General features: G+C 57.9%; 19 protein-coding genes and 2 pseudogenes. 16 read left to right on the top strand and 5 right to left on the bottom strand.

Translation table 11 applies throughout. From position 1 onward, the window contains the following. Window positions 1–15 precede the first annotated feature (15 nt). From HEQ17_RS11585 to HEQ17_RS11560, 6 genes and pseudogenes are all read left to right on the top strand, one after another. Window positions 16–783 carry a PDDEXK nuclease domain-containing protein gene (locus HEQ17_RS11585; RefSeq protein WP_296292888.1) on the top strand — a complete coding sequence of 256 codons (768 nt, stop codon included), beginning with the start codon at window positions 16–18 and terminating at the stop codon, window positions 781–783. Window positions 784–785: 2 nt separating this feature from the next. Then, window positions 786–1,694: pseudogene (locus tag HEQ17_RS11580) on the top strand (IS256 family transposase); the annotation flags it as partial. A gap of 9 nt (window positions 1,695–1,703) precedes the next feature. Then, on the top strand, window positions 1,704–2,096 hold the full coding sequence (locus HEQ17_RS11575) for a PDDEXK nuclease domain-containing protein (protein ID WP_296292887.1): 393 nt from the start codon (window positions 1,704–1,706) through the stop codon (window positions 2,094–2,096). A 201-nt stretch (window positions 2,097–2,297) separates the two neighbouring features. Then, the gene (locus tag HEQ17_RS11570; protein WP_296292886.1) at window positions 2,298–2,849 is read left to right on the top strand and encodes a DUF1415 domain-containing protein; all 552 of its coding nucleotides are present in this window, start codon (window positions 2,298–2,300) and stop codon (window positions 2,847–2,849) included. A gap of 93 nt (window positions 2,850–2,942) precedes the next feature. Further along, window positions 2,943–4,136, top strand: coding sequence for an ATP-binding protein (locus HEQ17_RS11565; protein WP_296292885.1), 1,194 nt, complete (start codon window positions 2,943–2,945; stop codon window positions 4,134–4,136). 7 nt (window positions 4,137–4,143) lie between these two features. Beyond that, window positions 4,144–4,998 carry an SAM-dependent methyltransferase gene (locus tag HEQ17_RS11560; protein WP_296292884.1) on the top strand — a complete coding sequence of 285 codons (855 nt, stop codon included), beginning with the start codon at window positions 4,144–4,146 and terminating at the stop codon, window positions 4,996–4,998. 34 nt (window positions 4,999–5,032) lie between these two features. On the opposite strand, the gene HEQ17_RS11555 is transcribed toward HEQ17_RS11560, so the two are convergent. Next, window positions 5,033–5,491: a GlcNAc-transferase family protein gene (locus HEQ17_RS11555; RefSeq protein WP_296292883.1), complete on the bottom strand. Its 459-nt coding sequence runs from the start codon at window positions 5,489–5,491 to the stop codon at window positions 5,033–5,035. Here HEQ17_RS11555 and HEQ17_RS11550 point away from each other — a divergent pair. After that, on the top strand, window positions 5,405–5,725 hold the full coding sequence (locus HEQ17_RS11550) for a hypothetical protein (protein WP_296293781.1): 321 nt from the start codon (window positions 5,405–5,407) through the stop codon (window positions 5,723–5,725). The two genes, HEQ17_RS11555 and HEQ17_RS11550, sit on opposite strands and share 87 nt — an antisense overlap. Window positions 5,726–5,762: 37 nt before the next feature. Next, window positions 5,763–7,973: a SulP family inorganic anion transporter gene (locus tag HEQ17_RS11545; protein ID WP_296292882.1), complete on the top strand. Its 2,211-nt coding sequence runs from the start codon at window positions 5,763–5,765 to the stop codon at window positions 7,971–7,973. 362 nt (window positions 7,974–8,335) lie between these two features. On the opposite strand, the gene HEQ17_RS11540 is transcribed toward HEQ17_RS11545, so the two are convergent. Next, window positions 8,336–8,707 carry a hypothetical protein gene (locus tag HEQ17_RS11540; RefSeq protein WP_296292881.1) on the bottom strand — a complete coding sequence of 124 codons (372 nt, stop codon included), beginning with the start codon at window positions 8,705–8,707 and terminating at the stop codon, window positions 8,336–8,338. Window positions 8,708–8,891: 184 nt separating this feature from the next. Here HEQ17_RS11540 and HEQ17_RS11535 point away from each other — a divergent pair, with 184 nt between their 5' ends. From HEQ17_RS11535 to HEQ17_RS11510, 6 genes are all read left to right on the top strand, one after another. Further along, window positions 8,892–10,406: a FecR family protein gene (locus HEQ17_RS11535; protein ID WP_296292880.1), complete on the top strand. Its 1,515-nt coding sequence runs from the start codon at window positions 8,892–8,894 to the stop codon at window positions 10,404–10,406. 176 nt (window positions 10,407–10,582) lie between these two features. Next, window positions 10,583–11,860 carry a tetratricopeptide repeat protein gene (locus tag HEQ17_RS11530; protein WP_296292879.1) on the top strand — a complete coding sequence of 426 codons (1,278 nt, stop codon included), beginning with the start codon at window positions 10,583–10,585 and terminating at the stop codon, window positions 11,858–11,860. 12 nt (window positions 11,861–11,872) lie between these two features. Further along, a complete protein-coding gene (locus HEQ17_RS11525; RefSeq protein ID WP_296292878.1) occupies window positions 11,873–14,077 on the top strand; it encodes a CHASE2 domain-containing protein in 2,205 nt (734 codons plus the stop codon). Beyond that, window positions 14,078–14,242, top strand: coding sequence for a hypothetical protein (locus HEQ17_RS11520; RefSeq protein WP_296292877.1), 165 nt, complete (start codon window positions 14,078–14,080; stop codon window positions 14,240–14,242). A gap of 118 nt (window positions 14,243–14,360) precedes the next feature. Beyond that, window positions 14,361–15,035, top strand: a complete 675-nt coding sequence (locus tag HEQ17_RS11515) for a hypothetical protein (protein ID WP_296292876.1) — start codon at window positions 14,361–14,363, stop codon at window positions 15,033–15,035. Between the two features lie 22 nt (window positions 15,036–15,057). Next, on the top strand, window positions 15,058–17,022 hold the full coding sequence (locus tag HEQ17_RS11510; protein ID WP_296292875.1) for a patatin-like phospholipase family protein: 1,965 nt from the start codon (window positions 15,058–15,060) through the stop codon (window positions 17,020–17,022). A 152-nt stretch (window positions 17,023–17,174) separates the two neighbouring features. On the opposite strand, the gene HEQ17_RS11505 is transcribed toward HEQ17_RS11510, so the two are convergent. Genes HEQ17_RS11505 through HEQ17_RS11495 form a run of 3 tightly spaced genes read right to left on the bottom strand, consistent with a single transcriptional unit; the run spans window position 17,175 to window position 19,817 of the window. Continuing rightward, window positions 17,175–18,149 carry a tripartite tricarboxylate transporter substrate binding protein gene (locus tag HEQ17_RS11505; RefSeq protein ID WP_296292873.1) on the bottom strand — a complete coding sequence of 325 codons (975 nt, stop codon included), beginning with the start codon at window positions 18,147–18,149 and terminating at the stop codon, window positions 17,175–17,177. A gap of 23 nt (window positions 18,150–18,172) precedes the next feature. Further along, window positions 18,173–18,475 (bottom strand): hypothetical protein, encoded by a 303-nt coding sequence (locus HEQ17_RS11500; RefSeq protein ID WP_296292872.1) that lies wholly within the window; start codon window positions 18,473–18,475, stop codon window positions 18,173–18,175. Window positions 18,476–18,485: 10 nt separating this feature from the next. Next, the gene (locus HEQ17_RS11495) at window positions 18,486–19,817 is read right to left on the bottom strand and encodes an acyclic terpene utilization AtuA family protein (RefSeq protein ID WP_296292871.1); all 1,332 of its coding nucleotides are present in this window, start codon (window positions 19,815–19,817) and stop codon (window positions 18,486–18,488) included. Between the two features lie 153 nt (window positions 19,818–19,970). On the opposite strand from HEQ17_RS11495, the pseudogene HEQ17_RS11490 reads away from it, so the two are divergent. Beyond that, window positions 19,971–20,668: pseudogene (locus HEQ17_RS11490) on the top strand (transposase). Between the two features lie 132 nt (window positions 20,669–20,800). Then, on the top strand, window positions 20,801–25,501 hold the full coding sequence (locus HEQ17_RS11485; RefSeq protein ID WP_296292870.1) for a glutamate synthase-related protein: 4,701 nt from the start codon (window positions 20,801–20,803) through the stop codon (window positions 25,499–25,501). The last annotated feature ends 4 nt before the right edge of the window (window positions 25,502–25,505 follow it).

The raw sequence follows: 25,505 nt of genomic DNA, 5'->3' as shown, positions 1-25,505 counted from the left end.
TTGAAGCCGTTTTCAATGACTGACCAACCCGCCCCTCTCGTCTCCGCTGATTACGCTTCACTGCTCGGCGACATCAAGCAACGCGTGCGCCATGGGCAAACGCGGGCTGTGTTGGCCGTCAATGCCGAGCTCATTCGCCTGTATTGGGACATCGGCGCTTTGATTCACGCTCGCCAACAGCAAGAAGGCTGGGGGGCTGGGGTGATTCCGCGTTTGGCGCGTGATTTGCACAACGAATTGCCGGAGGAAAAGGGCTTTTCCGAGCGCAACATCAAACGGATGCTGGCTTTTTACCGCGAATATCCTTACTTGGAATTTGTGCCACAAGCTGTGGCACAAATTGATCCCGGGGAAAAAGTGCCACAGGCTGCGGCACTTTTCCCGGCTGACTTGGTTCAGTCCATTCCCTGGGGGCACCACACCGAGCTCATGGCCAAGGTCAAGGACCTGCCCACCCGCCATTGGTACATGCAGGCCTGCCTGGCCAATGGCTGGGGCCGCAACATTTTGGTCATGCAGATCGAAGTGGCCGCGCATCAGCGCCAAGGGCGAGCCACCACCAACTTTGACAGGCGGCTTCCGTTGCCCGATTCAGACCTGGTGCAGCAAACCCTGAAAGACCCCTATCTGTTTGACTTTCTGACGCTGGAGTCCGGCTTTCATGAGCGCGAACTGGAAACCGGCCTCATCGAACATCTGGAAAAGTTTTTGCTTGAGCTGGGGCAGGGCTTTGCCTTCGTTGGACGTCAATACCATCTCGATGTCGGCGATCAGGATTTTTAGGTTTTTACCCCAGCGCCCTGGAGCGCGGTAGTCGCTCGGAGCAGTCCGTCAATCTGGCGCTGGCCGAGATGTATGTCCAAGGCGTGTCCACCCGCAAGGTGATCGAAGTGCTGCAAAAGCTGGTGGGGCCTGAGGTCAGCATCTCCTCGAGCCAGATCAGCCGTTGCGCCGAGAAGTTGGATATCGGACTTGAAGCCTGGCGCAACCGCCCGCTGGAGGAGACACCCTACGTGCTACTGGATGCGCGCTATGAGCGCGTACGTGAAGCAGGCCAAGTGGTGGACTGCGCCGTATTGGTGGCCGTGGGCGTCACCGCCAGCGGTCACAGACGCGTGTTGGGTGTATCGGTAGCGCTGTCCGAGGCTGAAGTGCACTGGCGCGAGTTTCTGGACAGTTTGATCAAGCGCGGCCTACGTGGGGTCAAGTTCATTGCCAGCGATGACCATGCGGGCTTGAAGGCGGCACGCAAAGCCATGTTTGCTGGCGTTCCATGGCAGAGATGCCAGTTTCACCTGCAGCACAACGCGCAAGGCTATGTTTCCAAACTCGATCAACGCGCGCCCGTGGCGCGCACGATTCGTTCGATCTTCAACGCACCGGACGTCAACGAAGCGAACCGCTTGCTGAGCTTGGCGCTGGAGGGCTGGCGTAAAGAGCACCCCAAACTGGCAACGTGGGCTGAAGAGAATTTGGCTGAAGGCTTTGCGGTTTTTGGCTTGCCGCCCGAGCACCGGGTGCGCATGCGCACGACCAATGGGGTGGAGCGCCTGAACAAGGAGATCAAACGTAGAACACGGGTCGCCACCTTGTTCCCCAATTCAGCGAGCTGCCTGCGACTGGTGAGCGCCATCCTGGCAGAACAAGATGAGGAGTGGATGACTGCAAAAATCTATCTGACCATGAAGCCCTGATTCGGCGCATTGCGCAACAGCGCAGAACCAGTTCGTGGAATTTACAGAAAAGAAGTTGCTTTATCGGATTTTTATGTCGACTTGCTTTTTTATCACTTGAAGTTGCGTTGCTATGTGGTGATTGACCTCAAGCGCGGTGATTTCAAGCCTGAATATGCGGGAAAGATGAATTTCTATTGCAGCGTGGTGGATGATCGGCTGCGCCATGAAAGCGACAGACCCACCATCGGGCTGATTCTTTGCCAGCAACCTAACCGAGTGCTGGCGGAATATGCGCTGCGCGGCATGGACAAGCCCATAGGTGTTTCCAGTTTCGAGCTCACCCGAGCACTCCCCGAGAGTCTGGAAAGCAGCCTGCCGACCATCGAGGAAATCGAACGCGAATTGGAGGGGGACGCATGAGTGGGCGATCTTCCAGCCACGGCAAACCCGGGCGCAAAAAGACAGAAGTCTCCCTTGTGCATTTCTCTGCAGCGGAATATCTGACCGCCATCGCTGCCAGCAGGCAGGGTGGCGTGCATTTAAAAACGACAACACCTGGGCTGCTTGCCCGAGGATGAGTCTTCCTCATCAGGTCCCGTGTCAACAGGCACAATCTCGCCCATGACCGACTTGAACACCCCCGAAATTGCCGACACCGTGCGCTGGCTTGAGCGCGCCGTGATTGGCCTGAACCTGTGCCCCTTTGCCAAAGCCCCACACGTCAAGGGCCAGATCCATTACGTGCTGAGCGAGGCCAAGGGCCTCGAAGGCTTGCGTGATGAGCTGATCGAACAGTTGCAGGCGCTGGCTGAGATGCCTGCTGAAGAGCGCGAGACCGTGCTCTTGATCGTGCCGCAGATGCTGCAGGATTTTCTGGAGTTCAACGACTTTCTGGACGAGGCCGATGCTGTGCTGCAAGAGCTGGACATGGAAGGTGTGTTTCAGGTGGCCAGTTTCCACCCGCAATTCCAGTTCGCCGACACCGAGCCGGACGATATCGGCAACTTCACCAACCGCTCGCCTTACCCCACGCTGCACCTGCTGCGCGAGGACAGCATCGACCGCGCGGTGGAGGCCTTTCCAGAAGCCGAGATGATTTACGAGACCAACATCGAGACCCTGGACAAACTGGGGGCTGAAGGCTGGAAAAAGCTGGATGTGGGACCGCACTGAGGCGTTAACGGGAGTCCTCACCTGAAAACAGGTTTTTGGGTCTTTTAGTAAATTAACCATGTATTTATTCCATTGTTTGGATAAAATGCATGGATGTACCCCCGTCAGTCCCAACTGAAACTCCTTCGCCTGCTGCAGCAATTTCCTGCGGTGGGTTTGCTCGGGCCGCGCCAGGCGGGTAAAACTACTTTGGCGTTTGCTCAAAAGGAGTTTTACCCCAACGCCTTGTATCTGGACCTGGAGTTGCCCTCTGCTCAGCGGCAGCTGGACGATCCGGAAGCCTTTTTGATGGTCCATGCGCAACAGCTGGTGATCCTGGACGAGGTGCAGCGCATGCCCGAGTTGTTCAGCATTTTGCGCGGTGTGATTGACCAGCGGCGTCGCATGAACCAACTCAGCGGGCAGTTTTTGCTGTTGGGCTCGGCCACAGGGGTGTTGTTGCAGCAGTCCAGCGAAAGCCTGGCCGGTCGTGTGGCTTATGTCGAGTTGCCCGCGCTGCAGGCCTCAGAGATTTTTGGCACCCAGGCCAGCATGGCCGACTTGAACGCTTTGTGGGTGCGTGGGGGCTTTCCCTTGTCGTGGCTGGCGGCGTCTGATGCCGACAGCACAACGTGGCGTGAGGTGTTCATCACGACCTATCTGGAAAAAGACATCCCTGCCCTGGGTCCGCGCATCCCCGCCACCACCTTGCGGCGTTTGTGGACCATGCTGGCGCACCACCAGGGTGAACTGCTGGACCAATCCAAGTTGGCTTCGGCCTTGGCCATCAGCGGTCAGACCGTGAGCCGTTACATCGACTTGTTGTGCGACTTGATGCTGGTGCGGCGCTTGCCCGCTTGGCATGGCAACGTGGGCAAGCGCTTGATTCGCTCGCCCAAGGTGTATGTGCGTGACAGCGGTTTGGTCCATGCCCTTTTGGGTTTGTCGAATCTGGACGCGGTGCTCGGTCATCCCGTGGCCGGTTCCAGTTGGGAGGGCTTTGTGGTGGAGCAGTTGGTGAACGCAGCCCCCAACGCCCAAGCCAGTTTTTACCGCACCAGCAATGGCGCCGAGGTCGACTTGGTGCTGACATTTCGCAACCAACAAACTTGGGTCATTGAGATCAAGCGATCCAGTGCGCCCACCGTGTCCAGAGGCTTCCACCAGGCGGCCGTCGATTTGGGGGCAGCGCGCAAGCTGCTGGTGGCACCCGTTGAACAAACTTACCCCATGAAAGAACACATCGAGGTGGTCGACGTGTTGACGGCCGTCCGATGGGTGACCGAACAGGAACAAAACAATGGCTAAAAAAACCATGAGCTCCCACAAAACGGCCGCAGCGCCCAAGCCGCTGGACCTGGATGTGCGCCCCGGCCAGTCGGTCGAGCTGCTCAAAGAACTGCACATCCTGACCCGCGAAGGCAAGCTCAACCAAGACTCGCGCCGCAAGCTCAAGCAGGTCTACCACCTGTTCCAGTTCATCGAAAAACTGCTCAAAGAGTTGCCCGTCAGCGACAGCGGCCCCACGCTGGCCGACCACGGCGCGGGCAAGTCCTATCTGGGCTTCATCATTTACGACCTGTTTTTCAAGGCTCTGGGTCAGGGCACGATCTATGGCATTGAGACCCGCAGCGAGCTGGTGGAGTCCTCACGACAATTGGCCGAGCGGCTGGGCTTTGAGCGCATGCAGTTCCTCAACCTGAGTGTGGCCGAGTCGGCCCACAGCGATGCGTTGCCTGAAAAGATTGACGTGGTCACCGCGCTGCACGCCTGCGACACCGCGACCGACGACGCCATCGCGTTTGGCCTGCAAAAGAAAGCCCAATACATGGTGCTGGTGCCTTGCTGCCAGGCCGAGCTGGCCCGGGCGCTGAACCAGAACAAGGCGCTGAATTTGCAGCGCACGCCTTTGGCTGAGTTGTGGCGTCACCCCCTGCACACCCGCGAAGTGGGCAGCCAGCTCACCAACGTGTTGCGCTGCCTTTACTTAGAGTCACAAGGCTACCAAGTGACCGTGACCGAACTCGTGGGCTGGGAACACAGCATGAAAAACGAGCTGATCCTGGCCAAGTACACCGGCCAGAAAAAGCGCGCATCAGGCGAGCGCCTGCTGGCACTGCTGCAGAAGTTTGGCGTGGAGGAACTGATGGGTGCGCGGTATCGGCCATGACCAGCGATCTCGTCGCGCTCAAGGTGTTGGGTCATCAGGGGGGTGGGGCGGAGGTCTTGGCTCCATCGGTGCCAAAGTAGCCTTCTTTTTGATACGGTTGGATGAGCGATTGTTGAGAGTAGTCGATGCCGGAAAGCGCTGCGAAATCTTTCAAGGTGCGCTCCTTGCCTAGACCGTAGCGTCCAAGATCACGCCGTTGATAGACCAAATCCATGAGCCTTTGTTCGGCCAGTGCGTTGAGTTGTGAAAATTTGAAGTCGCGTTGTTTTTCCCAATCGGGATGCCAGTGGTGGGCTTGGTGTTCAGTCTCTGGCCTTTTGTACAAATGAAACAGAGGAATGTGCGGCGGATGAAAAATATCCCAGCCGTGCGTGAATGCTCTGACCGCCAAGTTTTGCTCTTCACCGTGAAAGTAAAGGTGTGGGTCGTAGGGGACTTCTTCAACAAAACGACCTGCCGTGAAAAAAAAGCCGCCAGCAACATGACACCCCAAAACAGGCTCTCGGGTAAAGACGTGTTCCGATTGAAAGCGCAGTGTCGCTTACCCAAAGATAGTAGCTCGGATACCCGAATTTCGAGCCATTTGCCAAGAATTTACTGGCCAGTTGATTCCAAGCGGCAGGTTATCGAATTTAAAACTACTGGCCTGCGTTCAATTCTGCCAGATGGCAAATCGATTCAATTGTTGTCTCGCGCTCTGCCGCTGTCATTTTTTCGTAACATTTGAGGCGGCGTGATTCCCTACAATGGTTGGTTATCCCCTTTTGGAAAACCTTTTGTCGAAATCAAATCCAATTTTCCCTGTTTTGTTGGCCGATGCGCGTGCTGGACTTGGTGGGGCATTGATCGGGATCCCGCAGGAAATAAATTACGGTTTGTTGGCGATTGCCCCGCTGGGCCTGCTATTTGCAGGAATGGGGATTTCCGCCGCTTTCTACGTTTCTGCGCTTGCAACCCTGATTTATGTGGCACTAGGTGCTTCCAAAGGTCAAATTGTCGGACCACGTCCAACGCTGGTCATCCTGCTCTCCGGATTGTTTGCTGCATTGCTTGATCATGGCTGCGAACCTGCCGCCTTGCCTGGGGCGGCTGTTGTGGCGATGGCAAGTAGTGGATTATTGCTGCTGATCGCCGGTCGCCTTGGTTTCGGGCAATTGATCAAATACATTCCGTTACCTGTACTGGCCGGCTTTACCAATGGAATCGCTGCTTTACTTGTCATCTCGGCGCTGCCGATGGCGTTAGGTATCGGCATCAATCATGGCTGGCCGTCAGCATTCAATCAACTGCATTTAGGCAGTTTTCTGGTAACTGGCATCACTGTATTTTTCTGCATTAAACCCGTTGGGTTTAAATGGATTCGGCAGGTGCCTTCCGTATTGCAGGCCATGCTGTTTGCCGCCTTGATGGACGCCTCATTGCTCGCCGTTTTCGGGCTTGAGCGCGGCCCCCATATTTCCGAATTGGCGCTCTCCGTGCCGAGTCCTGTGCTGCTAATGGCGGCACTGAAATGGCCTGGCTTCTCACTCGAGAACTGGTTATTGATTGGCAAATTCGCCTTGGCCATGAGCATGGCTGCGGCACTTGAAACCTTGGCCACAGCAGCGCATCTTGACTCCGAGGAGCGGGAGCGTTCATCTGGGCATGATATTTTGCGGCGACTTGGCCTGACCAATCTGATTCTGGCACCCTTGATGATTCCGGTTGCCGGCTCTCTTGGCCGATCGATTTCGGTGTTGTCAGGCGGAGCGCAGACCCGCCGGGCGCAAGTTTTTTATGCGCTCTTTCTCTTGCTGCTGATTTCAATAACCTACCCTTGGCTGGCCCAGCTACCTCAAGCCGCGATTGCTGGCGTATTGATTGTGGTGGCACGCAACATGGTCGGAAATAGTCTGCGCCAGGGTTTGGCTGAATGGCGTGCGGCGAGCAATGCTGGGGACCGCAAGCGTGCCGTCGCCGATTTTTTTGTAATGATATTAGTCGCCTTGATTACTGTTTTTGACAGCTTCATTACCGGATTGGCGGTCGGGACTATCGCTGCTATGGGTCTGTTTATTCGCGACCAGAGTCGTTCTGTCGTGCGCCGGGTCAGCTTTGGCGATGTTTCTCGCTCACTGCGCATCCGATCCACTGCTGCGCGCCAGTTGCAGGATAAATATGGCAAGGAAATCGTCGTCTTTGAAGCGGAAGGCGTGTTGTTTTTCGGTTCGGTAGAGCGCTTCATTCAGCGCATAGAGATGGCCGCCTCAATCGCTACTCTGATTGTTATTGATTTGCGTCGGGTCAGCGATATCGATGCGACAGCCAGTCGGCTTCTGCGCCAGACGGCAAGGCGTTATCGTGAGCGTGGGTGCCATTTGTTGTTGGCGCACCTTCCTCCGGAGCGACATTTGCATGAACAGCTATTGTTGCGGAGTGTGGCAATTGAGATTCCCGCTAAACACTGGTTTGCCGATCTTGATGCAGCTTTGGAATATGCCGAAGATTTACTCCTGGTTCGCCATGGATTTTCGGATACCGCGCTGGGCAACTTTGATCTGCACAAGTCGGATCTCATGGCCGGACTGACGGCCCTGGAAATTTCAGCGCTCATCAGTTATTTGCGACCGCGCCAATTGCCCAAGGGAGATCACCTCTTTCGCCAAGGCGATTTGGGACGCAGCTTGTTTATCGTGATCTCCGGTTCGTTAAGTGTTCATTTGCCACAAACCGCTTCAGGTACTCAGAAACGCCTGATTGCCTTTGGCCCTGGTGCAGTATTGGGGGAGATGGCTGTTATTACGGGAGCACCACGATCGGCGAATGCTTTGGCTGATGAAGACAGTGTGCTGATGGAACTCGACAATGCGTTGATTGAACGTCTCGCGGCTGATACACCGGCGCTGGCGATTGCGATCATGCGAAATTTAAGTGCGTTATTGGCCGACAGATTGCGTACAACAACACTGCAATTGAGCCAGCTGGAGAGTGATTAATTAGGGTTGGTTCAAAAACTGATCGAAAAGCATGCGCCGCGATCTAGGTTATTGCTTGCTGAAATGCTGCCGTGATGTAAGCGCATGATCTCGCGGGAAATGGGGAATCCTACCCAACACATTGCGATCTGATTTCCTGAGATAGCTCAACAGTTGTGTGCCCGAGGGGTGTGAATTGGCCCTTTGGCAGGTTTCGAGATAACAGCTGACGTTTGGGTGGCCGCTTTCCGGAATCGATGAGCGGCTAGTGTTGGCCGGTTTCTGCCTGACGACATGCGGCAGCGTCGTATGGCATGTCCAAACCTGATTGATTTCTGAATATTGCGCATGACATACCAATCAGTAAGTGCCAATTAAAATTTTCAGCGACACTTGGAGCCAATCCCTTTGGGATCAAGCACCATACCGGCAAGGTTCATAAGCCGACGAACCTTGCTCAAATCCAGCCAGAGATCACCAATGCTGGCGCTGATTTTTTTGAAGCCAGCATAGACAGTCCGATCAAACGAGTTCAGCCCGTGGGTATCGGCAAGACAGTAGAGCCATCGCCAAACATTTTCCCAGTGGTTGTCCCAGTCCTCTGCAACTTTTGGACGGTTGGCTCCCGGTGCAATCAATTCCCCCCAGTTGGGTTCATCCCCCAAGCAGGACGAGTCCGTCCAATCAAGGGCATCCAAGTTTTCAGCGACCGTCGCAACCGGATCGGCGGGTGGAAGTTCTACAACCTTAACCACTGATTTGAGATGTTGAGTGACGACAGCAGGCTTGCCAACTTTCTTCCGTTCATCCCGATAAATTGGATAATAAGCCTTAATTTATGCTTAAATTTCACTAAATCCGAATGTTGTTGAAGGGTGATATGGACAGTCAGGCTGGTGAATTGTTCAATGGCACCCCCAAAAAGTTATGCAATCAAAAATGGCGCAGATCACAAGTCGCATTTTTCCTTTTCAGTGGACATGGTTGGCCTCTTGCATTGGCTTGGCTTGTGCGCCACAAGCTTGGTCAAAGGAGGCCGCGCGGGTCCTTTTTTCGCAGGGTGAAGTTCACGCGCTGACGTCTTCAGGTCAGCGAAAACCGCTTGGAAAAGGCGATCTGATTGATGAGGGCACCACATTGCTGATTGGTGCAGGCAAATTGCAACTGCGTTTTGTCGATGGTGCTTTGATGTCGTTCAGACCCAATACGCGTTTTGAGATCCAGTCGTACCGGTTCCATCCCACAGATCCGGCTGGCAATCAGGCGCAGACCCGGTTGATTGAAGGGGGTCTTCGAACATTGACGGGGGCGATCTCCAAAGTCAACCGCGAGGCTTATCGTATGGATACGCCCACGGGAACCATTGGCATCAGGGGTACCGAGTACACAATTAATGAAAGAGAGATTGCACTTTATGGTGGTGCCGTGGAGAGGTCTTCCCCCAAAGAGAAAGAGGTTATCCACAAAGGGTTCACTTCGGATCCTGACAAAGGGCGCGACCAGCAGAAAAACATCCCGACCCACACGCCTGTGCCTGCTAGCAGCAATGCGGCTTCACCTGAAGCACAAATTGCTCAAGGGCAGGTGCCTCCAAATCAAAGGCCAACAGCTTCGGGCGCGGGTGAAAGTGCTTTGAGGCCTGACCCAATACTACCGACCCCAGCGCCGACGCCAGCACCCACACCAGCGCCAGCGCCAGCGCCAGCGCCGGTAACAGAGACGCGTCTTGATCGGCATTCCCTTTTGGTGGGGGGGGTGGGGGCCAATGGTGTTGTCACCAGCCTTGGCGCCCATGTTTTTCGGACAAACGGCAGTGGCGCCCAGGTCTTGTCCTCGGTGGAAGGTGTTTTCACTACATCGACTGAGTCGGTATACAAAGAGATGACCGGGCAACAAGCCGTATCTTCAGGGCAATCTTCAGACGGACTGGTCGTTCGTTGGGGTGAATGGCTGCAGGGCGCAATACGGACACTCCCAAGCCCGCTGGATGGGTTTTCAAACGGTACGCGAGTGCAATGGATCAGCGGCGCGCCTCTGAGCGAGTTGCCTGCAACAGGAACCCTCTTTTACCAATCCATCGGGCATGCATCGACATTCAAGCTCGTGGGGGAAGATGTCGCCAGCCTACAGGGAGCAGGACAGCTGCGTTCTTCTTTTTCTCTCAATCTTGCCGATGGAGCCATGCGTTTTCAGATCGGCGTCAAGACGCCTGCTCAGGTCGGTGATGAGGTTTTGTTTTCAAATATTCCTGTGAGCTATGACCGCAGGGCCAACCTTTTCAACATCAAGGATGCGAGAGCAGGTTCCTTCGTGCTCCAAGCCTCGGGGCAGTTGTATGGCGTGCAGGGTAGTCATGCAGGTGTCGGTTTTGTCATCAACAACGATCAGACTAGGCAACCTCAAGATCTGACCAAGGTCCAGGGAGTGATCGGCTACCAAAGAGGTCAGCCATGATTGCTCTGTCTTTAAAAAGGGGCACAGGCACTGGACGGATGCGCTGGTCCGTTTGGTTGCTGTGTCTCTTGACCTTGATGGTGCCGAGGCCGTTCAAAGCGCAAATCAATGCAATTTCATCATCCGAGCTTGTGGGTCAGATGTCGGTGAATGCGCCATGGCTTCCCCTTAAGGACTTGCTTGAGCAAGCCCATCGGCTCAAGGCGCAACAGAGTTGGGCCCCACTCCTGGAGTTGCTACACCCGCTCGAGCCGCTCCATGCCGGGGATCCTGAATTCGACCGTTTTCTGGGGCAAGCTGCATCCCGAGCAGGGGCTTTGACGAGGGCTATTCTGGCTTATGAGCGCCTGTGGGCTGCTTACCCGGATGACCCTGTGATTCAGGCTGAAATGGCCACGCTTCTTTTCAGAACTGGCGAAAACAAGAGATCTAAAGAGCTGTTTGAATCCTTGTTAGCTCAGCCTTTGCCAGACGACGTCAGGGGGCAAGTGGGGCATTACCTGGGTGCCATTCGTGACAGAACGGTGGTCGTTGGATCCGACTGGCAGTTCTGGAGTGTGCTTTCGGCGGGGCATGATTCCAATGTCAATGCGGGCAGCGTTTCGGGGAGAGTCCACATTCCGGGGTTTCCAGCTTTTGATCTTTTGCCTGATGATCCTTTGCGGCGAAAGGCCTCCAGCACGCACAGTGCACAAATTGGCGTGCGCTGGGTGCACAGGGTCAAGGCTGCGGATTCGCCTTTGCAAGCTTGTCAGTTGATGGGTGAGGGCAGTGCGCAAGACACGCGCTACGAACGCTTGCCCACTTATGACGGACAGGGCTTGGTGTTGGAGGCCGCCATCACTTGCCCCATGCAAGACAGGCGTCAGTCCTGGCAGGTTGGCGTACAAGCCACGAAAGACTGGCGTGCTCAAGATGTCGTGCGAGAGACTCAAGCCTTGCGAGGCTTGTATTTTTGGGACTGGCCTGGAGTCGGTCAACTCACCCTCAGTGCCCAGACCGGGGGTGTCCAGTATCCCTTAGACCCCAGGCGAAAAGGACAGCGCCATGGCGCAAGTTTGGGCTGGATGAGCAAGCTGGGAGATTCCGAGCGCTGGTTGGTAGGGGCCAGTGCTGGTGTAGCAACGGAAGAGCCTGACAGCTCAGAGCGAAAACACCAAGGTGTGAACACACTGAATGTTCAAGGGCATCTGCGTTACAGACTGGGTCAACGTACGGCCTTGCAATTTTATGTGTCCCAAGAGCACCGTCGTCACATGGCAGAGGATGTGCTCTTTCAGAGCCTTCGGCGTGACCGACAACGTCTGTTGGCTGTCAATTTTAACTGGACGCCGAATGACCGTATCCACGCCCAGTGGAGCTTTGGCCTGAGCCGTCTACAAAACACCTCCTCAATCGATCTCTACAGTTACCACCGCATAGCGCCAACTGTGACGTGGCGCGCGGCCATTTGAGTGTTGGCTCGTATGCGTTTGACTCGGCGTTCATGGCACCTGTTCAAGCCCGGCTGGCGAGGCTTGCTGGTGGCTGCCTTGCTGGTACTGTTCGTGGGCCATGCATTTCATTTCTGGCGGTTTCAGGCCATCACTTGGGTTGAGCGTGGCTGGCAAGATTGGCGCGCTCAAAGGCAAGCACCGGCCAACGTGCATCGCGATGTGGTGATTCTGGATGTGGATGAGCGCAGCCTGGCCGAATTGGGGCGATGGCCATGGCAGCGCGATACGCTGGCCAAGGTGGTGGACGTGTTGTTTGGGCCGCAATGCACTGGGTTGAAGGCGCTCGGTCTGGATGTGTTGCTGGCTGAGCCCGACCCTCACCCTGAAGCCGACGCAAGGCTGGCACAAAGCTTGTCCCGTTGTCCAACGGTTTTGGGCTGGTATTTGTCTGGCAGGAAGGATGCGCATACCACTGGCGCTTTGCCGATACCGCTGTTGTTGCCGGATGACGTGCAGGGTTTTGCGTTGCCTCAAGACCGTTGGCACGGCTACAGCGCCAGTTTGCCAGCATTTGACGCGGTGGCGGCCAGTGGTTTGATCAATGGCCTGATCGATGAGGATGGCAAAAATCGCCGTGTACCGGTTTTCATGGCACACCAGCAGCATGTGTATGAATCGCTTGCCTTGAGCGTTTGGCGGTCCACCTTACCTCCTCATGTGGCACGCCTGGGTCCACCCCCGAATGCCAACCGGTCTGCAGGTTATGCCGAATATTTGGACATCGTCATGGCCGATCCATCACCAACTCCCTCAGTCCGGATACCTTTGGATGCACAGGGGGGCATGGGGGTGGTTTGGCGTGGTCCGGGGTTGCGAGAAGGTGGCGCTTTTGACTATTTGTCCATCACCGATGTGGTTCATGGCCGAATTCCAGCCGAGAGATGGGTAGGCAAAATCGGTTTGATTGGCAGCACCAGCCCGGGTTTGATGGATTTGCGCGCAACGCCTGTTCATGCGGCCTTCCCTGGCGTAGAAATCCATGCCTTGGCACTGGCATCATTGCTGGATCAGCAGTTTTTAAGCACGCCACCCTATGCCGCAGGGTGGGAATTGGCCATGCTGTGCTTATTGGCCTTGGGCGGTGTTTGGGGATTGCAGCGACTTCGGCCGGCTCCTGCCTTGGCTGTGACCTTGTTGTTGGCGCTGGGTTTGTTGGCTGCAGCAGAGGCTTTGCGCTGGAGCCGTGGCTGGGTCATGCCTGTGGCAACGCCTTTGTTGTTGCTGTGTGCTTTGTTCTTGCTTTACAACGTCTGGGGGTATTGGAGTGAGAGCCGCAGCAAGCGTGAGTTTGCGGCCTTGTTCGGGCAGTATGTGCCGCCGCAGTTGGTCGAAAAGATGGCGGCCAATCCCACGCTTTACAGCATGGCGCCGCGCAAAGCCGAACTGACGATTTTGTTTTCGGATGTCCGGGGCTTCACCTCCATCTCCGAGCAACTTTCGCCGGATGACCTGCGCGAGTTCATCAATCAGTACCTCACGGCCATGAGCGACTGCATCGCATCCCGAGAGGGCACACTGGACAAATTCATCGGCGATGCGGTGATGGCATTTTGGGGTGCACCCGTGGAGCAGCCAGAGCATGCAGACCGTGCAGTGGACGCGGCCTTGCGCATGCTGGATACCTGTCGGAGTCTGAGTGAGGCATTTGTGGCCCGTGGTTGGCCCCCTTTGGCCATTGGCATTGGGCTGAATACGGGTGATGTGCGGGTAGGTGACATGGGGTCCAACACACGGCGGGCCTACACCGTGATGGGAGATCCGGTCAATCTGGCCTCGAGACTTGAGAGCTTGACCAAACGCTATGGGCTGGGCCTGCTCGTGGGCGAGGCGACCATGACAAACGTGAGCAACGTGCATTGGCTGCTGGTTGACAGGGTGCGTGTCAAAGGCAAGGAGCTGCCTGCTCGCATTTACACCCCCGTGAGGCCTTGGCCGCAAGACCCCAATACGCTGGAGCGCTTTTGCGCAGATTGGCAAATCTTCCAAGACCATTATGTTCAAGGCGACTGGCCAGGTGCTGTGGCCTGCATGCAAAAGCTCAACGCGCAGACCACCACGATAGACCGTTTGCAAATTGAGCCGCTCATCGCTTTGTATGCCCAGCGGCTAGACGCTCTCAAGGCCAATGCGCCGCAGCCTGGCTGGCAGGGCATCACAGACTTTGACGAGAAGTAAATGCATTCCTCAAGCTTATCCGCGACACAGCAAATGCCAGCGCGTTCGCTGCCAGTGATGCCGCCTCATCTGGCATCGGCCGATCTGGCGCTGGTGCCCATTCAGGCGCAGGCCTGGACAAAGGCGGTGCACGCAGCACGTTTGACGCCTATGCCCTTGGGCTGAACGCTGGCAAGGGCTCTGGGAAAGCCTCATCCTGCCTCAAGCGCCTGAGCTTGATCGCGACTTCCTGGAGGCCTTAATGGCTTGCGGATGTTCCATCGCGCAGCAGGTGGAGCGTGACATGACGATGGCCGCCTGGCCCTATCACAATGCTGCGCACATTCAGGATACCTTGCTGCTGAGCGCGCACTTGCTGGCCGCTTGGCAGCAAGGCGATCTGGCATCAGAGGCTTCTTTTTGGCGTGCGCCAGACTGGTCTGCCTGTGATGCGGGGCTTTTGCTGCTGGCCTGCCTGGTACATGACTGGGGCCACGATGGCAGTCCCGTGGCCTCGTCGCCAACGCTCGAAGCGCTAGCGTGTGCCCGGCTGGATGTGTGTTGGACAAACTGGACCGCTGCACCTGCTGAGCGTTGGCATGGTGCTGGCCAAGTCATCCGGCAGGTGGTCTTGGCCACGCAAGCGAGCGCGGTTCATGCGCTGCATGACCAATATAGCCCCCGGTCAGATGCACACCAGAGACCACAGACCGTGCCCATGCAGCACTGGTTGAGCCTGCTGATGACAGAAGCCGACGTGGGCGCCAGTCTCTTGCCCCATGCTGGCTTATGGCTCACGCAATGCGTGCAGCAGGAGTGGCATCTTTGGGCCGCTGAGATGCCACTGGCCCGGGCGATGCCTGTGACTGATCTTGTGGCCTTGCGAAGGCGATTTTTGACCCATGTGCGTTTGAGCAGTTTTTGTGCTCGCCGCATCGGGTTGCAGCACCTGCTCCAACAAGGCCTGGCTTTTCCTTGATCCATTTGATTGACCTGTTGCCATGAACATTGAACCTCAAAACCGTGAAATTTATGCCCGAATCCACGCCGGATTCAAGGAGTTTTTGGGCATTGAAGCGCCTGATGCGCTGAATGAATTGGAGCGGCGCGTGCAAATCGTCAGCCTTGAGGCGGGACAGATCCTGTTGCGCCAAGGGGATCCTTCCGACGCCATTTACCTGGTGTTGAGTGGTCGTTTATGTGCGTTTTTGCCAGGTGATAAAAGAACAATGTTGGGCGAAATTGGCCGAGGGGAAATGATTGGCGAAATGGGGGTGATCCAGGCAACCACGCGCAGCGCCGATGTCGAGGCCCTGCGCGACAGTCAATTGCTGCGCATCGCTGCCGAGGATTTTCATCAACTGATGCAGCGCCATCCCCATGTGGCCATGCCGATGATGCGGTCCTTGCTCGGGCGAATTTCCTCGAACAATCAAAAGACCGAGCGCCGCCGCCGTGTGGTCAACATCTGTTTGCTGCCACTGCCTGTATTGGGCTCGGATGAGCACGCGCTGGACATGCAAGAGATGGCCAGTCAATTGGCCCAGGCAATCTCTATGGCCCACATGGGCAACCCCTTGCAACCGCCGCAGGCGCACCAAGCTGGGCCCACACGTGTTGCATTGCACTTGCCGCAAAACATCCCCCCTGTCCTGCTGAAAAGTCTGCAGCCGGGTGTCGCAGAGGGGCAAGCCAGCGCTGTGCAGCGCGACGTTTTGCTCATGCTCGAGCATGCCGAACAACAGCATGACTACCAATTGTTGCTGGCCCATCCCAGCGACACCAGCTGGACGCGCATTTGTCTGCGGCAGGCCGATGTCGTGCTTTTGTTCGCACGTGCAGGCAGCTCGCCAGCTCTGACGGATCTGGAGGAGCGGTATTTTCTGGGGCAGTCGCCGCTGGTCAACAAGACCACCAGCCTGTGCCTGATTCATCCACCTGAGACATTGATGCCCACAGGCACTCGCCATTGGCTGGAAAGCCGCGCCTATTTGATGGGCAGTGAGCAGAACCCGAAACCCAGCTCTCACTACCATTTGCGCGCAGATCACCAGGCTGATTTGCAGCGATTGGCGCGGATTGTTTCGGGTAACGCCATTGGATTGGTGTTGGCAGGCGGAGGTGCCCGGGGCTTTGTGCAAACCGGTGTGCTTCAGGCTTTGGAGGAGGCTGGTGTGCCCTGGGACATGGTGGGTGGCACCAGCATGGGGGCCTACATTGCTGGTGCCGCGGCCATGGATCAACCTGTTCCGAAATTGCAAAAATACTTGGAGGAGGGGTTCACGGGCAATCCCACTTCAGATTACAACTGGCTGCCGATCATTTCAATTGTGCGCGGTAAAAAGCGTGAGAATCAGACGGTGCAAACCTTGCACGCTTTTGCCGATGTGCCGCCATCCCATCAGCTGGGCCTTGAGGATTTGTGGAAGCCCATGTTCTGTGTTGCGACCAATTACTCCCAAGTGCGCATGCAGGTGATCCGACATGGCAACCTGAGTGACGCCATTTTGGCCAGCTCGGCCATACCTGCAGCCTTGCCCCCCGAGGTCCGAAAAGGGGATCTGTTGATCGATGGGGCCATATTCAACAACTACCCGGTGGACGTCATGTACGGTCAAGGTGCGCAATACGTGATTGGCGTGACCATGGAGCAGTCCGATTACAGGCCTGTCCGGTTCGATCGGGTTCCCAGTCCTTTGACTGTGTTGTGGGACCGCTGGATGCGGCCTAAACACAAGCAACGTTACCGCGGATTGCCCTCCATCAGCACGACGGTATTCCGCTCGGTGGTCATGGCCAGCATTGAGCACCAAAGACGCATGCACATGGTGGCCGACTTGTCTTTCAACCCCACCATCAAAGGCGTGGGCATGTTGGACTGGGGGGCTGTGCAGACGCTGCGCGACGTCGGCTTGGAGCATGCGCGTCAGGTGTTGCGTTCGGCGGGTAGTCAAAATCGTCAATAGGTCATGCAAGACCCAGGACGCAAGTTGTCATGAAATGTGACGACCTTTGACGGTCGATCGATGATGGGCTTATTTCATCCGAACCGGAGCAGGGTCCGTTTCGGATGAAAGTGGGTCACCAGGGGTGCGCCGCTTGGACGAGCAGCGTCGATTTATTGCGGCTCAATCTTCGCGTCGCGAATGGCCTTGGCCCATTTGGCGGTTTCGGCTTTGGAGCGTTGTGCCAATGCCTCGGGTGAGGCTGGTGCAGTTTCGAAGCCCAGGGCCGAGAAGCGTTCCAAGATGGTCTTGTCGGTGGCGGCAGCATTCACCGCAGCGTTGAGCTTGGTGATGATGTCGGCCGGTGTGCCAGCGGGCGCGAACACCGCAAAGTAGGCGATCAGCTCATAGTCCTTCAGGCCCAGGGCTTCGTTCACGGTGGGCAGCTCAGGAATGGCTTTGGAGCGCTGGGTCGAGGTGACGGCCAGACCACGGATCTTGCCAGCTTTGACCTGGGGCAGCATCACGGCAAAGTCGGCGCTGAACATGTTCACCTGGCCGCCAATCAGGTCGGTCATGGCTGCAGGGCCGCTTTTGTAAGGCACGTTGGTCATTTGGATGCCCGCCATGCTGGAGAGCATTTCGCTGGACACCAGTTGCGAGGTGCTGGCGCTGGCAAAGGTAATTTGTGTGGGCTTGGATTTGGCCAGGTCCACAAACTCTTTCAGGTTCTTGGCGGGCACGTCGTTGTTCACGGCCACGATCAAGGGCACCGAGCCCATGTAGGCCACCGGCGCAAAGGCGGTGTCCTGGTCATAGGGCAGCTTTTTCATCAGGCTTTTCAGGGCCGCGTTGGTGCTGTTGGTGCCGATCAGAATGGTGTAGCCGTCCGGTGCCGATTTGGCCACAGCGTCCGCGCCGAGCATGCCATTGACGCCAGCGCGGTTGTCCACCACCACGGGCTGGCCCAGCACTTCGGACATTTTTTGTGCAAATGCCCGGCCGATCTGGTCGGTCGCGCTTCCGGCTGCAAAGGGCACGATGGCTTTGATCGGCTTGTTGGGGTAGGCCTGGGCCAGTGCCTGAGAAGCCACAAGGCCGAGGCCCAGAGCGGCAGACAACAAAGTGGCGATGCGCAAACGTTTCATGGGGTCTCCATTGGTTAAGAAAATCATTCAATCACAAATGACAGCAGGTGCGCACTCAGGCATTTCCCGTGGGCGTCCAAGGCCAGTGAACGGGTCACGCCACCGCCCAGCGCGTTGTGCATGACAAAGTTGAGTGCGCCCAATTGGGGCAGGGCGTAGCGTTCCACCGGGCCGTGCACCGTGCCCGCAAAGTGGGCTTGCACGCGTTCGGCGCTCAGGTGTTGTTCCAGCAAGGCAAAGTCTTTTGGGTCGTAAGCAATCACCGATAAGGTGGACCGGTTGCCTTTGTCGCCGGTGCGGGTGTGGGCGATGTCGCGCAGCAGCATGTCAGTGTCCTTAGGCGTTGAGCAGCACGGTGCTGGTGTGCACAGATTCGCGGGGCATGAGCACGGCCGCTGCCGCAATCACTTCGCGCACCGAACGGGAGGCCCCGCCGCCAGCGGCTGGGCCGTTGGTGTAAAGCGCTTCGACTTCTTGGGCCACATGTTGTGCCTGATGCAAGCTGGGCACGCGCAGGGCCACGCGGGCGCGCACTTCGGCGGGTTCTTGCCTGCCAGCGGGTGAGGCGCTTGGCCCGAAGATGGCGTTCACGCCGATCAGGTCGTAACGGCTTTCAAAGTCGGCGAAACCTGCCAAGGCCAGGCGCTCGCGCACCACATCCAGCGCCAATTGGCCCCGTGCCTGCGCGCCGGGTCCGGCGTAGCTCATCTGGCCTTCGCCGATGAAGCCGTCGCGGTAACCCAGGGTGACCTTGAGCGTGTCGGTGCGCGGGTGGCCTTGGCCGCCTGTGGCTTGCACGCGGTCGGGCCCCAACTGCGTCAAGACCACCTGAGAAAAATCGGCCACCACATCGGGCTGCAGGTAGCCAGCCGGGTTTTCGATCTCATACAGCAGTTGCTCGGTGCAGGTGGCCACCGTGACGCAGCCGCCTGAGCCAGCCACTTTGGTGATGACGGCATCTCCCGAAGCGCTCACTTCGGCCAGCGGAAAACCCAGGCGCGCAAGATCGGGCACGTCTTTGTGGCCAGGGTCGGCAAAGTAGCCACCGGTGATTTGTCCGGCGCATTCCAGCAAATGCCCGACCAGCACACCTTTGCCCATCCGCGTCCAATCGTCAGCGGCCCAGCCAAAGTGGTGCACCAAGGGGGCCAAAAACAGCGCCGGGTCGGCCACGCGGCCGGTGATGATGACTTGCGCATCGGTTTGCAAGGCGGGCAGCAAGGCCTCAGCCCCCAAATAGGCGTTGGCCGAGATCAGCTGCGCTTGCAGATCGCCAAGAGTTTGTGTGGATTCGAGCACGGGCAAAGCCAAGCCGGTTTGCGTCAAAGTGGCCAGCACATCGTCACCCAGCACCACTGCCACTTTGACTTGCGGCAAGCCCAGTTCACGGGCCACGGCCAGCACTGCGTGCCCGGCTTGCAGCGGGTTGGCCGCGCCCATGTTGCTGATGATGCGGGTGCCTTGGCGAATGCAAGTGGGCAGGACGGCCCGCATGCGCGCTTGCAGCAGGGCGTCAAAGCCTGCGGCCGGGTCTTTGGATCGTTCAAGCTGCGCCAAGGCAATCGTGCGCTCGGCCAGGCACTCGAAGACGAGATAGTCCAGCTGGCCTTTTTCTGCCAGCTCGACGGCAGGCGGAATGCGGTCGCCTGCATAGCCTGCACCAGGCACCGATGCGGAGGGTTGTCTTCATGCCACCAGCATAAGCAAAACAACAACGACGCCTTGTCGCCTTGGCTTTAATTCGGATCTGACCCCGATTATTCGATTATTTAATTGGGGTCAGATCCCAATTAAACTGGCGTTTTCTTCCGGGAGTTCCCCATGGCCCGCCAGCCCCGCCTCACCGTTGCCGCTTACCCGCACCACGTCATTCAGCGCGGCAATGACCGCCAGGACATCGTGCGCGACGATGCGGACCGTGAGCGTTTGCTGGCGCTTGTGGCAAGAGCATGCGCAAACTTTCAAGGTGGCCATCCATGCTTACGTGATCATGGACAACCACTTTCATTTGCTGCTCACGCCTGAAACAGACGATGGCCTGCCGCAGATGATGCAGGCGGTGGGGCGGGCCTATGTGCGCTATTTCAATTTGCGGCATCAAGCGCACCGGCACCTTATGGGAAGGGCGCTACCGCAGCAACTTGATTGAGAGTGAGCGCTATCTTTTGGCGTGCATGGTTTACATCGACCTGAACCCGGTGCGGGCGGGCATGGTTGGGCAGGCTGCCGACTTCAAATGGTCCAGTCACAGGCACTGTATTGGGCAGTTGAGCGACAAATGGGTGACGCCGCATGCGCTGTTTTGGGGCTTGGGCAACACGCCATTTGCCCGCGAGGCTGCTTATGCCGAGTTGGTGCAGTCGGGCTTAGTGCAGTCAGAGAAACAGCAACTGACCCAAAGCGCGCTGTCGGGCTGGACGCTGGGTTCGGCCGATTTTGTGGGGGAGTTGCAGCAAAACACGACGCGGCGGCTGCTACCGGGCAAGGCGGGGCGGCCTGCCAAAAAGACGGCCAGTTGAATCTGTCCCCAATTAATTCAAACTCGAGCCAAAAGCCAAATTAATTGGGATCTGACCCCAATTAAAAAGTTTGGCATGGATGCTGCAGTGCACTACACTCCTCGGTCTGCGTGAAAACCCTTAGGAGCGCCCATGACTTCGGCCAGTGCAAAAGAACATTTCCAATCGACCGGTTTGTACGATCCGGCCAACGAGCACGATGCTTGCGGTGTGGGCTTTGTGGCTCACATCAAAGGACACAAGACGCACGCCATCGTGACGCAAGCGCTCAAGATTTTGGAAAACCTGGACCACCGGGGTGCGGTGGGTGCGGACGCGCTGATGGGCGACGGTGCCGGTATCTTGATCCAGTTGCCCGATGCGCTTTACCGCGACGAGATGGCCAAGCAGGGTGTGGCCTTGCCCCCGTTTGGCGAATACGGTGTGGGCATGGTCTTCTTGCCCAAGGAACACGCTTCGCGCATGGCTTGCGAGCAGGAACTGGAACGCGCCGTCAAGGCCGAAGGCCAGGTGGTGTTGGGCTGGCGCGATGTTCCGGTGAACCGTGACATGCCCATGTCGCCCACCGTGCGCGAAAAAGAACCCGTCATGCGCCAGATTTTCATTGGCCGTGGTGCCGACGTGATCGTGCAAGACGCCTTGGAGCGCAAGCTGTACGTGATCCGCAAGACCGCCAGCGCGGCCATCCAGAACCTGCGCCTGACGCACAGCAACGAGTACTACATCCCCAGCATGTCCAGCCGCACCGCGGTCTACAAGGGCTTGCTGCTGGCCGACCAGGTCGGTACTTATTACCTGGACCTGCAAGACGAGCGCTGCGTCTCGGCTCTGGGCCTGGTGCACCAGCGTTTCTCGACCAACACATTCCCCGAGTGGCCGCTGGCCCACCCGTACCGCTATGTGGCGCACAACGGCGAGATCAACACCGTCAAGGGCAACTACAACTGGATGAAGGCCCGCGAAGGGGTGATGTCGTCGCCCGTGCTGGCCAATGACCTGCAAAAGCTCTACCCCATCAGCTTTGCTGGTCAGTCCGACACCGCCACTTTTGACAACTGCCTGGAACTGCTGACCATGGCGGGTTACCCCATCAGCCAGGCCGTGATGATGATGATCCCTGAGCCATGGGAACAGCACACCACCATGGACGAGCGCCGCAAGGCCTTCTACGAATACCACGCAGCGATGCTCGAGCCATGGGACGGCCCCGCTTCGATTGTGTTCACCGACGGCCGCCAGATTGGCGCCACACTCGACCGCAACGGCCTGCGCCCTTCGCGCTACATCATCACCGACGACGACATGGTCATCATGGGATCAGAGACCGGCGTGTTGCCGATCCCCGAAAGCAAGATCGTGCGCAAGTGGCGTCTGCAGCCCGGCAAGATGTTCCTGATCGATCTGGAACAAGGCCGCATGATCAACGACGAAGAGTTGAAAGCCGGTTTGGCCAGCGCCAAGCCTTACAAGCAGTGGATCGAAAACCTGCGCATCAAGCTGGACGATGTGGCCGCTGCCCCCGTGGCACCCGCCTCTGACGTGGCCTTGCTCGACCTGCAACAAGCCTTTGGCACCACACAAGAAGACATCAAGTTCTTGTTGGCCCCCATGGCTTCTGCCGGGGAAGAAGCCATCGGCTCCATGGGCAACGACAGCCCGTTGGCCGTGTTGTCCGACAAGAACAAGCCGCTGTACAACTACTTCAAGCAGTTGTTCGCGCAAGTGACCAACCCCCCGATCGACCCGATCCGCGAAGCGATCGTGATGTCCCTAGTGTCCTTCATCGGCCCCAAGCCCAACTTGCTGGACATCAACCAGGTCAACCCACCGATGCGCCTGGAAGTGAGCCAGCCCATCCTCGACTTCGCCGACATGGCCAAGTTGCGCAACATTGACCAGGCCACCCAGGGCAAGTTCAAGAGCGCCACGCTGGACATCACTTACCCCTTGTTGTGGGGCCGCGAAGGCGTGGAAGCCAAGCTGGCCTCGCTGTGCGCTGAAGCCGTGGACGCCATCAAAGGCGGCCACAACATCCTGATCATCAGCGACCGGGCCCTGAGCGCGACCCAAGTGGCCGTGCCTGCCTTGTTGGCCTTGTCGGCCATCCACCAGCATCTGGTCACCGCGGGCCTGCGCACCACCGCCGGACTGGTGGTCGAGACCGGTACCGCCCGCGAAGTGCATCACTTTGCCGTGCTGGCCGGTTACGGCGCTGAAGCCGTGCACCCCTACCTGGCGATGGAAACCCTGGCTTCGATGCATAAAGATCTTCCGGGTGATCTGTCGGCCGAGAAAGCCATCTACAACTACATCAAGGCGATCGGCAAGGGCCTGTCCAAGATCATGTCCAAGATGGGCGTGAGCACCTACATGTCGTATTGCGGTGCGCAGTTGTTCGAAGCCATTGGCATCAACACCGAAACCATCAACAAGTACTTCACAGGCACTTCCAGCCGCGTGGGCGGCATCGGCGTGTTCGAGATCGCCGAAGAAGCCTTCCGGATGCACGCTGCTGCATTTGGCGACGATCCGATTCTGGCCACCATGTTGGATGCAGGTGGTGAATACGCCTGGCGCGCCCGTGGCGAAGAGCACATGTGGACGCCCGACGCGATTGCCAAGTTGCAGCACTCCACCCGTGCCAACAACTTCAGCACTTACAAGGAATATGCGCAGATCATCAACGACCAGAGCAAGCGCCACATGACGCTGCGCGGCCTGTTCGAGTTCAAGATCGATCCGTCCAAAGCCATCCCGCTGGAGCAGGTCGAGCCTGCAGCCGAGATCGTCAAGCGTTTCGCCACCGGCGCGATGTCGCTGGGCTCGATTTCCACCGAAGCGCACGCCACTCTGGCCGTGGCCATGAACCGCATCGGCGGCAAGAGCAACACCGGCGAAGGGGGTGAAGACGCCAACCGTTACCGCAATGAACTCAAGGGCATCCCGATCAAGTTGGGCGACTCCTTGAAAAGCGTGATCGGTGCAGAAAACGTCGAAGTGGACATGCCTTTGGCCGCCGGTGACTCGCTGCGTTCGCGCATCAAGCAAGTGGCTTCGGGTCGCTTCGGTGTCACCGCTGAATACTTGTCCAGTGCCGATCAAATCCAGATCAAAATGGCCCAGGGTGCCAAACCCGGTGAGGGTGGTCAGTTGCCCGGCGGCAAAGTGTCCGACTACATCGGCAAGCTGCGCCACTCGGTGCCCGGCGTGGGGCTGATCTCGCCACCGCCGCACCACGACATCTACTCGATCGAGGACTTGGCCCAGCTGATTCACGACCTGAAGAACGTGGCCCCGCACAGCGACATCAGCGTCAAGCTCGTGTCCGAAATCGGCGTCGGCACCATCGCTGCCGGTGTGGCCAAGTGCAAGGCCGACCATGTGGTGATCGCCGGTCACGACGGCGGCACGGGCGCATCGCCTTGGTCGTCCGTCAAGCACGCCGGCTCGCCTTGGGAAATCGGCTTGGCCGAAACCCAGCAAACCCTGGTGCTCAACGGCTTGCGAGGCCGCATCCGCGTGCAGGCCGATGGCCAGATGAAGACCGGCCGCGATGTCGCCATTGGCGCGTTGTTGGGCGCGGACGAATTCGGCTTTGCCACCGCACCGCTGGTGGTCGAGGGCTGCATCATGATGCGCAAGTGCCACCTGAACACCTGCCCTGTGGGTGTGGCCACGCAAGACCCCACCTTGCGCGCCAAGTTCACCGGCAAGCCCGAGCACGTCGTGAACTATTTCTTTTTCATCGCCGAAGAAGTGCGCCAGATCATGGCCCAGTTGGGCATCAACAAGTTCGACGACCTGGTGGGCCGTGCCGACCTGCTCGACATGAAGAGCGGTGTGGAGCACTGGAAAGCCAAGGGCCTGGACTTTGGCCGTTTGTTGGCCGTGCCGCAAGTGTCCTCCACCGTGGCTGTGCGCCATGTGGACACCCAAGACCACGGGCTGGAAAAAGCCCTGGACAACGTGCTGATCGCCAAGAGCCGCGCCGCCATCGACAAGGGCGAAAAAGTGCAGTTCATGGAAGTCGCCCGCAACGTGAACCGTTCGGTCGGTGCCATGTTGTCCGGTGCGGTGACCAAGGTGCACCCCGAAGGTTTGCCCGACGACACCCTGCGCATTCAACTGGAAGGCACAGGCGGTCAGTCGTTTGGTGCGTTCCTGGCCAAAGGCATCACGCTGTACCTGATTGGTGAGGCCAACGACTACACCGGCAAAGGTTTGTCGGGCGGCCGTGTGGTGGTGCGCCCCAGCCTGGAGTTCCGTGGCGTGGCCTCGCAAAACATCATCGTGGGCAACACCGTCATGTACGGCTCCACCACGGGTGAAGCCTTCTTTGCGGGCGTGGCCGGCGAGCGTTTCGCGGTGCGCCTGTCGGGTGCCACTGCGGTGGTCGAAGGCACAGGCGACCATGGTTGCGAATACATGACCGGCGGTACGGTGGCTGTCCTGGGCAAAACCGGCCGCAACTTCGGCGCGGGCATGAGCGGTGGTATCGCTTATGTGTACGACGAAGACGGCGAATTCGCCTCTCGCTGCAACACCGCCATGGTCAGCATGGAAAAAGTGCTGTCTGCGGCCGATCAAGAAGCGCAAGTGGACCGCAAGGTCTGGCACCGCGACCAGGCCGACGAAGCGCAACTGAGGAAACTGCTGGAAGACCACCACAAGTGGACCGGCAGCCAGCGTGCGCGCGAATTGCTGGACAACTGGGCCACGGCTCGCGCCAAGTTTGTCAAGGTCTTCCCGAACGAATACAAGCGCGCCTTGGGCGAGATCAATGCACGCAAAGCGGCGAACGCGGCCAAGGCCGCCCAGCCCGTGGCCGCCTGAGCCG

It is taken from the genome of Limnohabitans sp., from assembly GCF_023910625.1.
Lineage (GTDB): Bacteria > Pseudomonadota > Gammaproteobacteria > Burkholderiales > Burkholderiaceae_C > Limnohabitans_A.
This window is presented reverse-complemented; position numbering and strand designations above follow the sequence as displayed.

Coding starts and splice junctions, on each gene's coding strand:
- HEQ17_RS11570 (WP_296292886.1), top strand. CDS start 2,298: ATGACCGACTTGAACACCCCCGAAATTGCCGACACCGTGCGCTGGCTT.
- HEQ17_RS11535 (WP_296292880.1), top strand. CDS start 8,892: ATGGCGCAGATCACAAGTCGCATTTTTCCTTTTCAGTGGACATGGTTG.
- HEQ17_RS11585 (WP_296292888.1), top strand. CDS start 16: ATGACTGACCAACCCGCCCCTCTCGTCTCCGCTGATTACGCTTCACTG.
- HEQ17_RS11500 (WP_296292872.1), bottom strand. CDS start 18,475: ATGCTGCTGCGCGACATCGCCCACACCCGCACCGGCGACAAAGGCAAC.
- HEQ17_RS11560 (WP_296292884.1), top strand. CDS start 4,144: ATGAGCTCCCACAAAACGGCCGCAGCGCCCAAGCCGCTGGACCTGGAT.
- HEQ17_RS11515 (WP_296292876.1), top strand. CDS start 14,361: ATGACGATGGCCGCCTGGCCCTATCACAATGCTGCGCACATTCAGGAT.
- HEQ17_RS11510 (WP_296292875.1), top strand. CDS start 15,058: ATGAACATTGAACCTCAAAACCGTGAAATTTATGCCCGAATCCACGCC.
- HEQ17_RS11525 (WP_296292878.1), top strand. CDS start 11,873: ATGCGTTTGACTCGGCGTTCATGGCACCTGTTCAAGCCCGGCTGGCGA.
- HEQ17_RS11520 (WP_296292877.1), top strand. CDS start 14,078: ATGCATTCCTCAAGCTTATCCGCGACACAGCAAATGCCAGCGCGTTCG.
- HEQ17_RS11565 (WP_296292885.1), top strand. CDS start 2,943: ATGTACCCCCGTCAGTCCCAACTGAAACTCCTTCGCCTGCTGCAGCAA.
- HEQ17_RS11505 (WP_296292873.1), bottom strand. CDS start 18,149: ATGAAACGTTTGCGCATCGCCACTTTGTTGTCTGCCGCTCTGGGCCTC.
- HEQ17_RS11485 (WP_296292870.1), top strand. CDS start 20,801: ATGACTTCGGCCAGTGCAAAAGAACATTTCCAATCGACCGGTTTGTAC.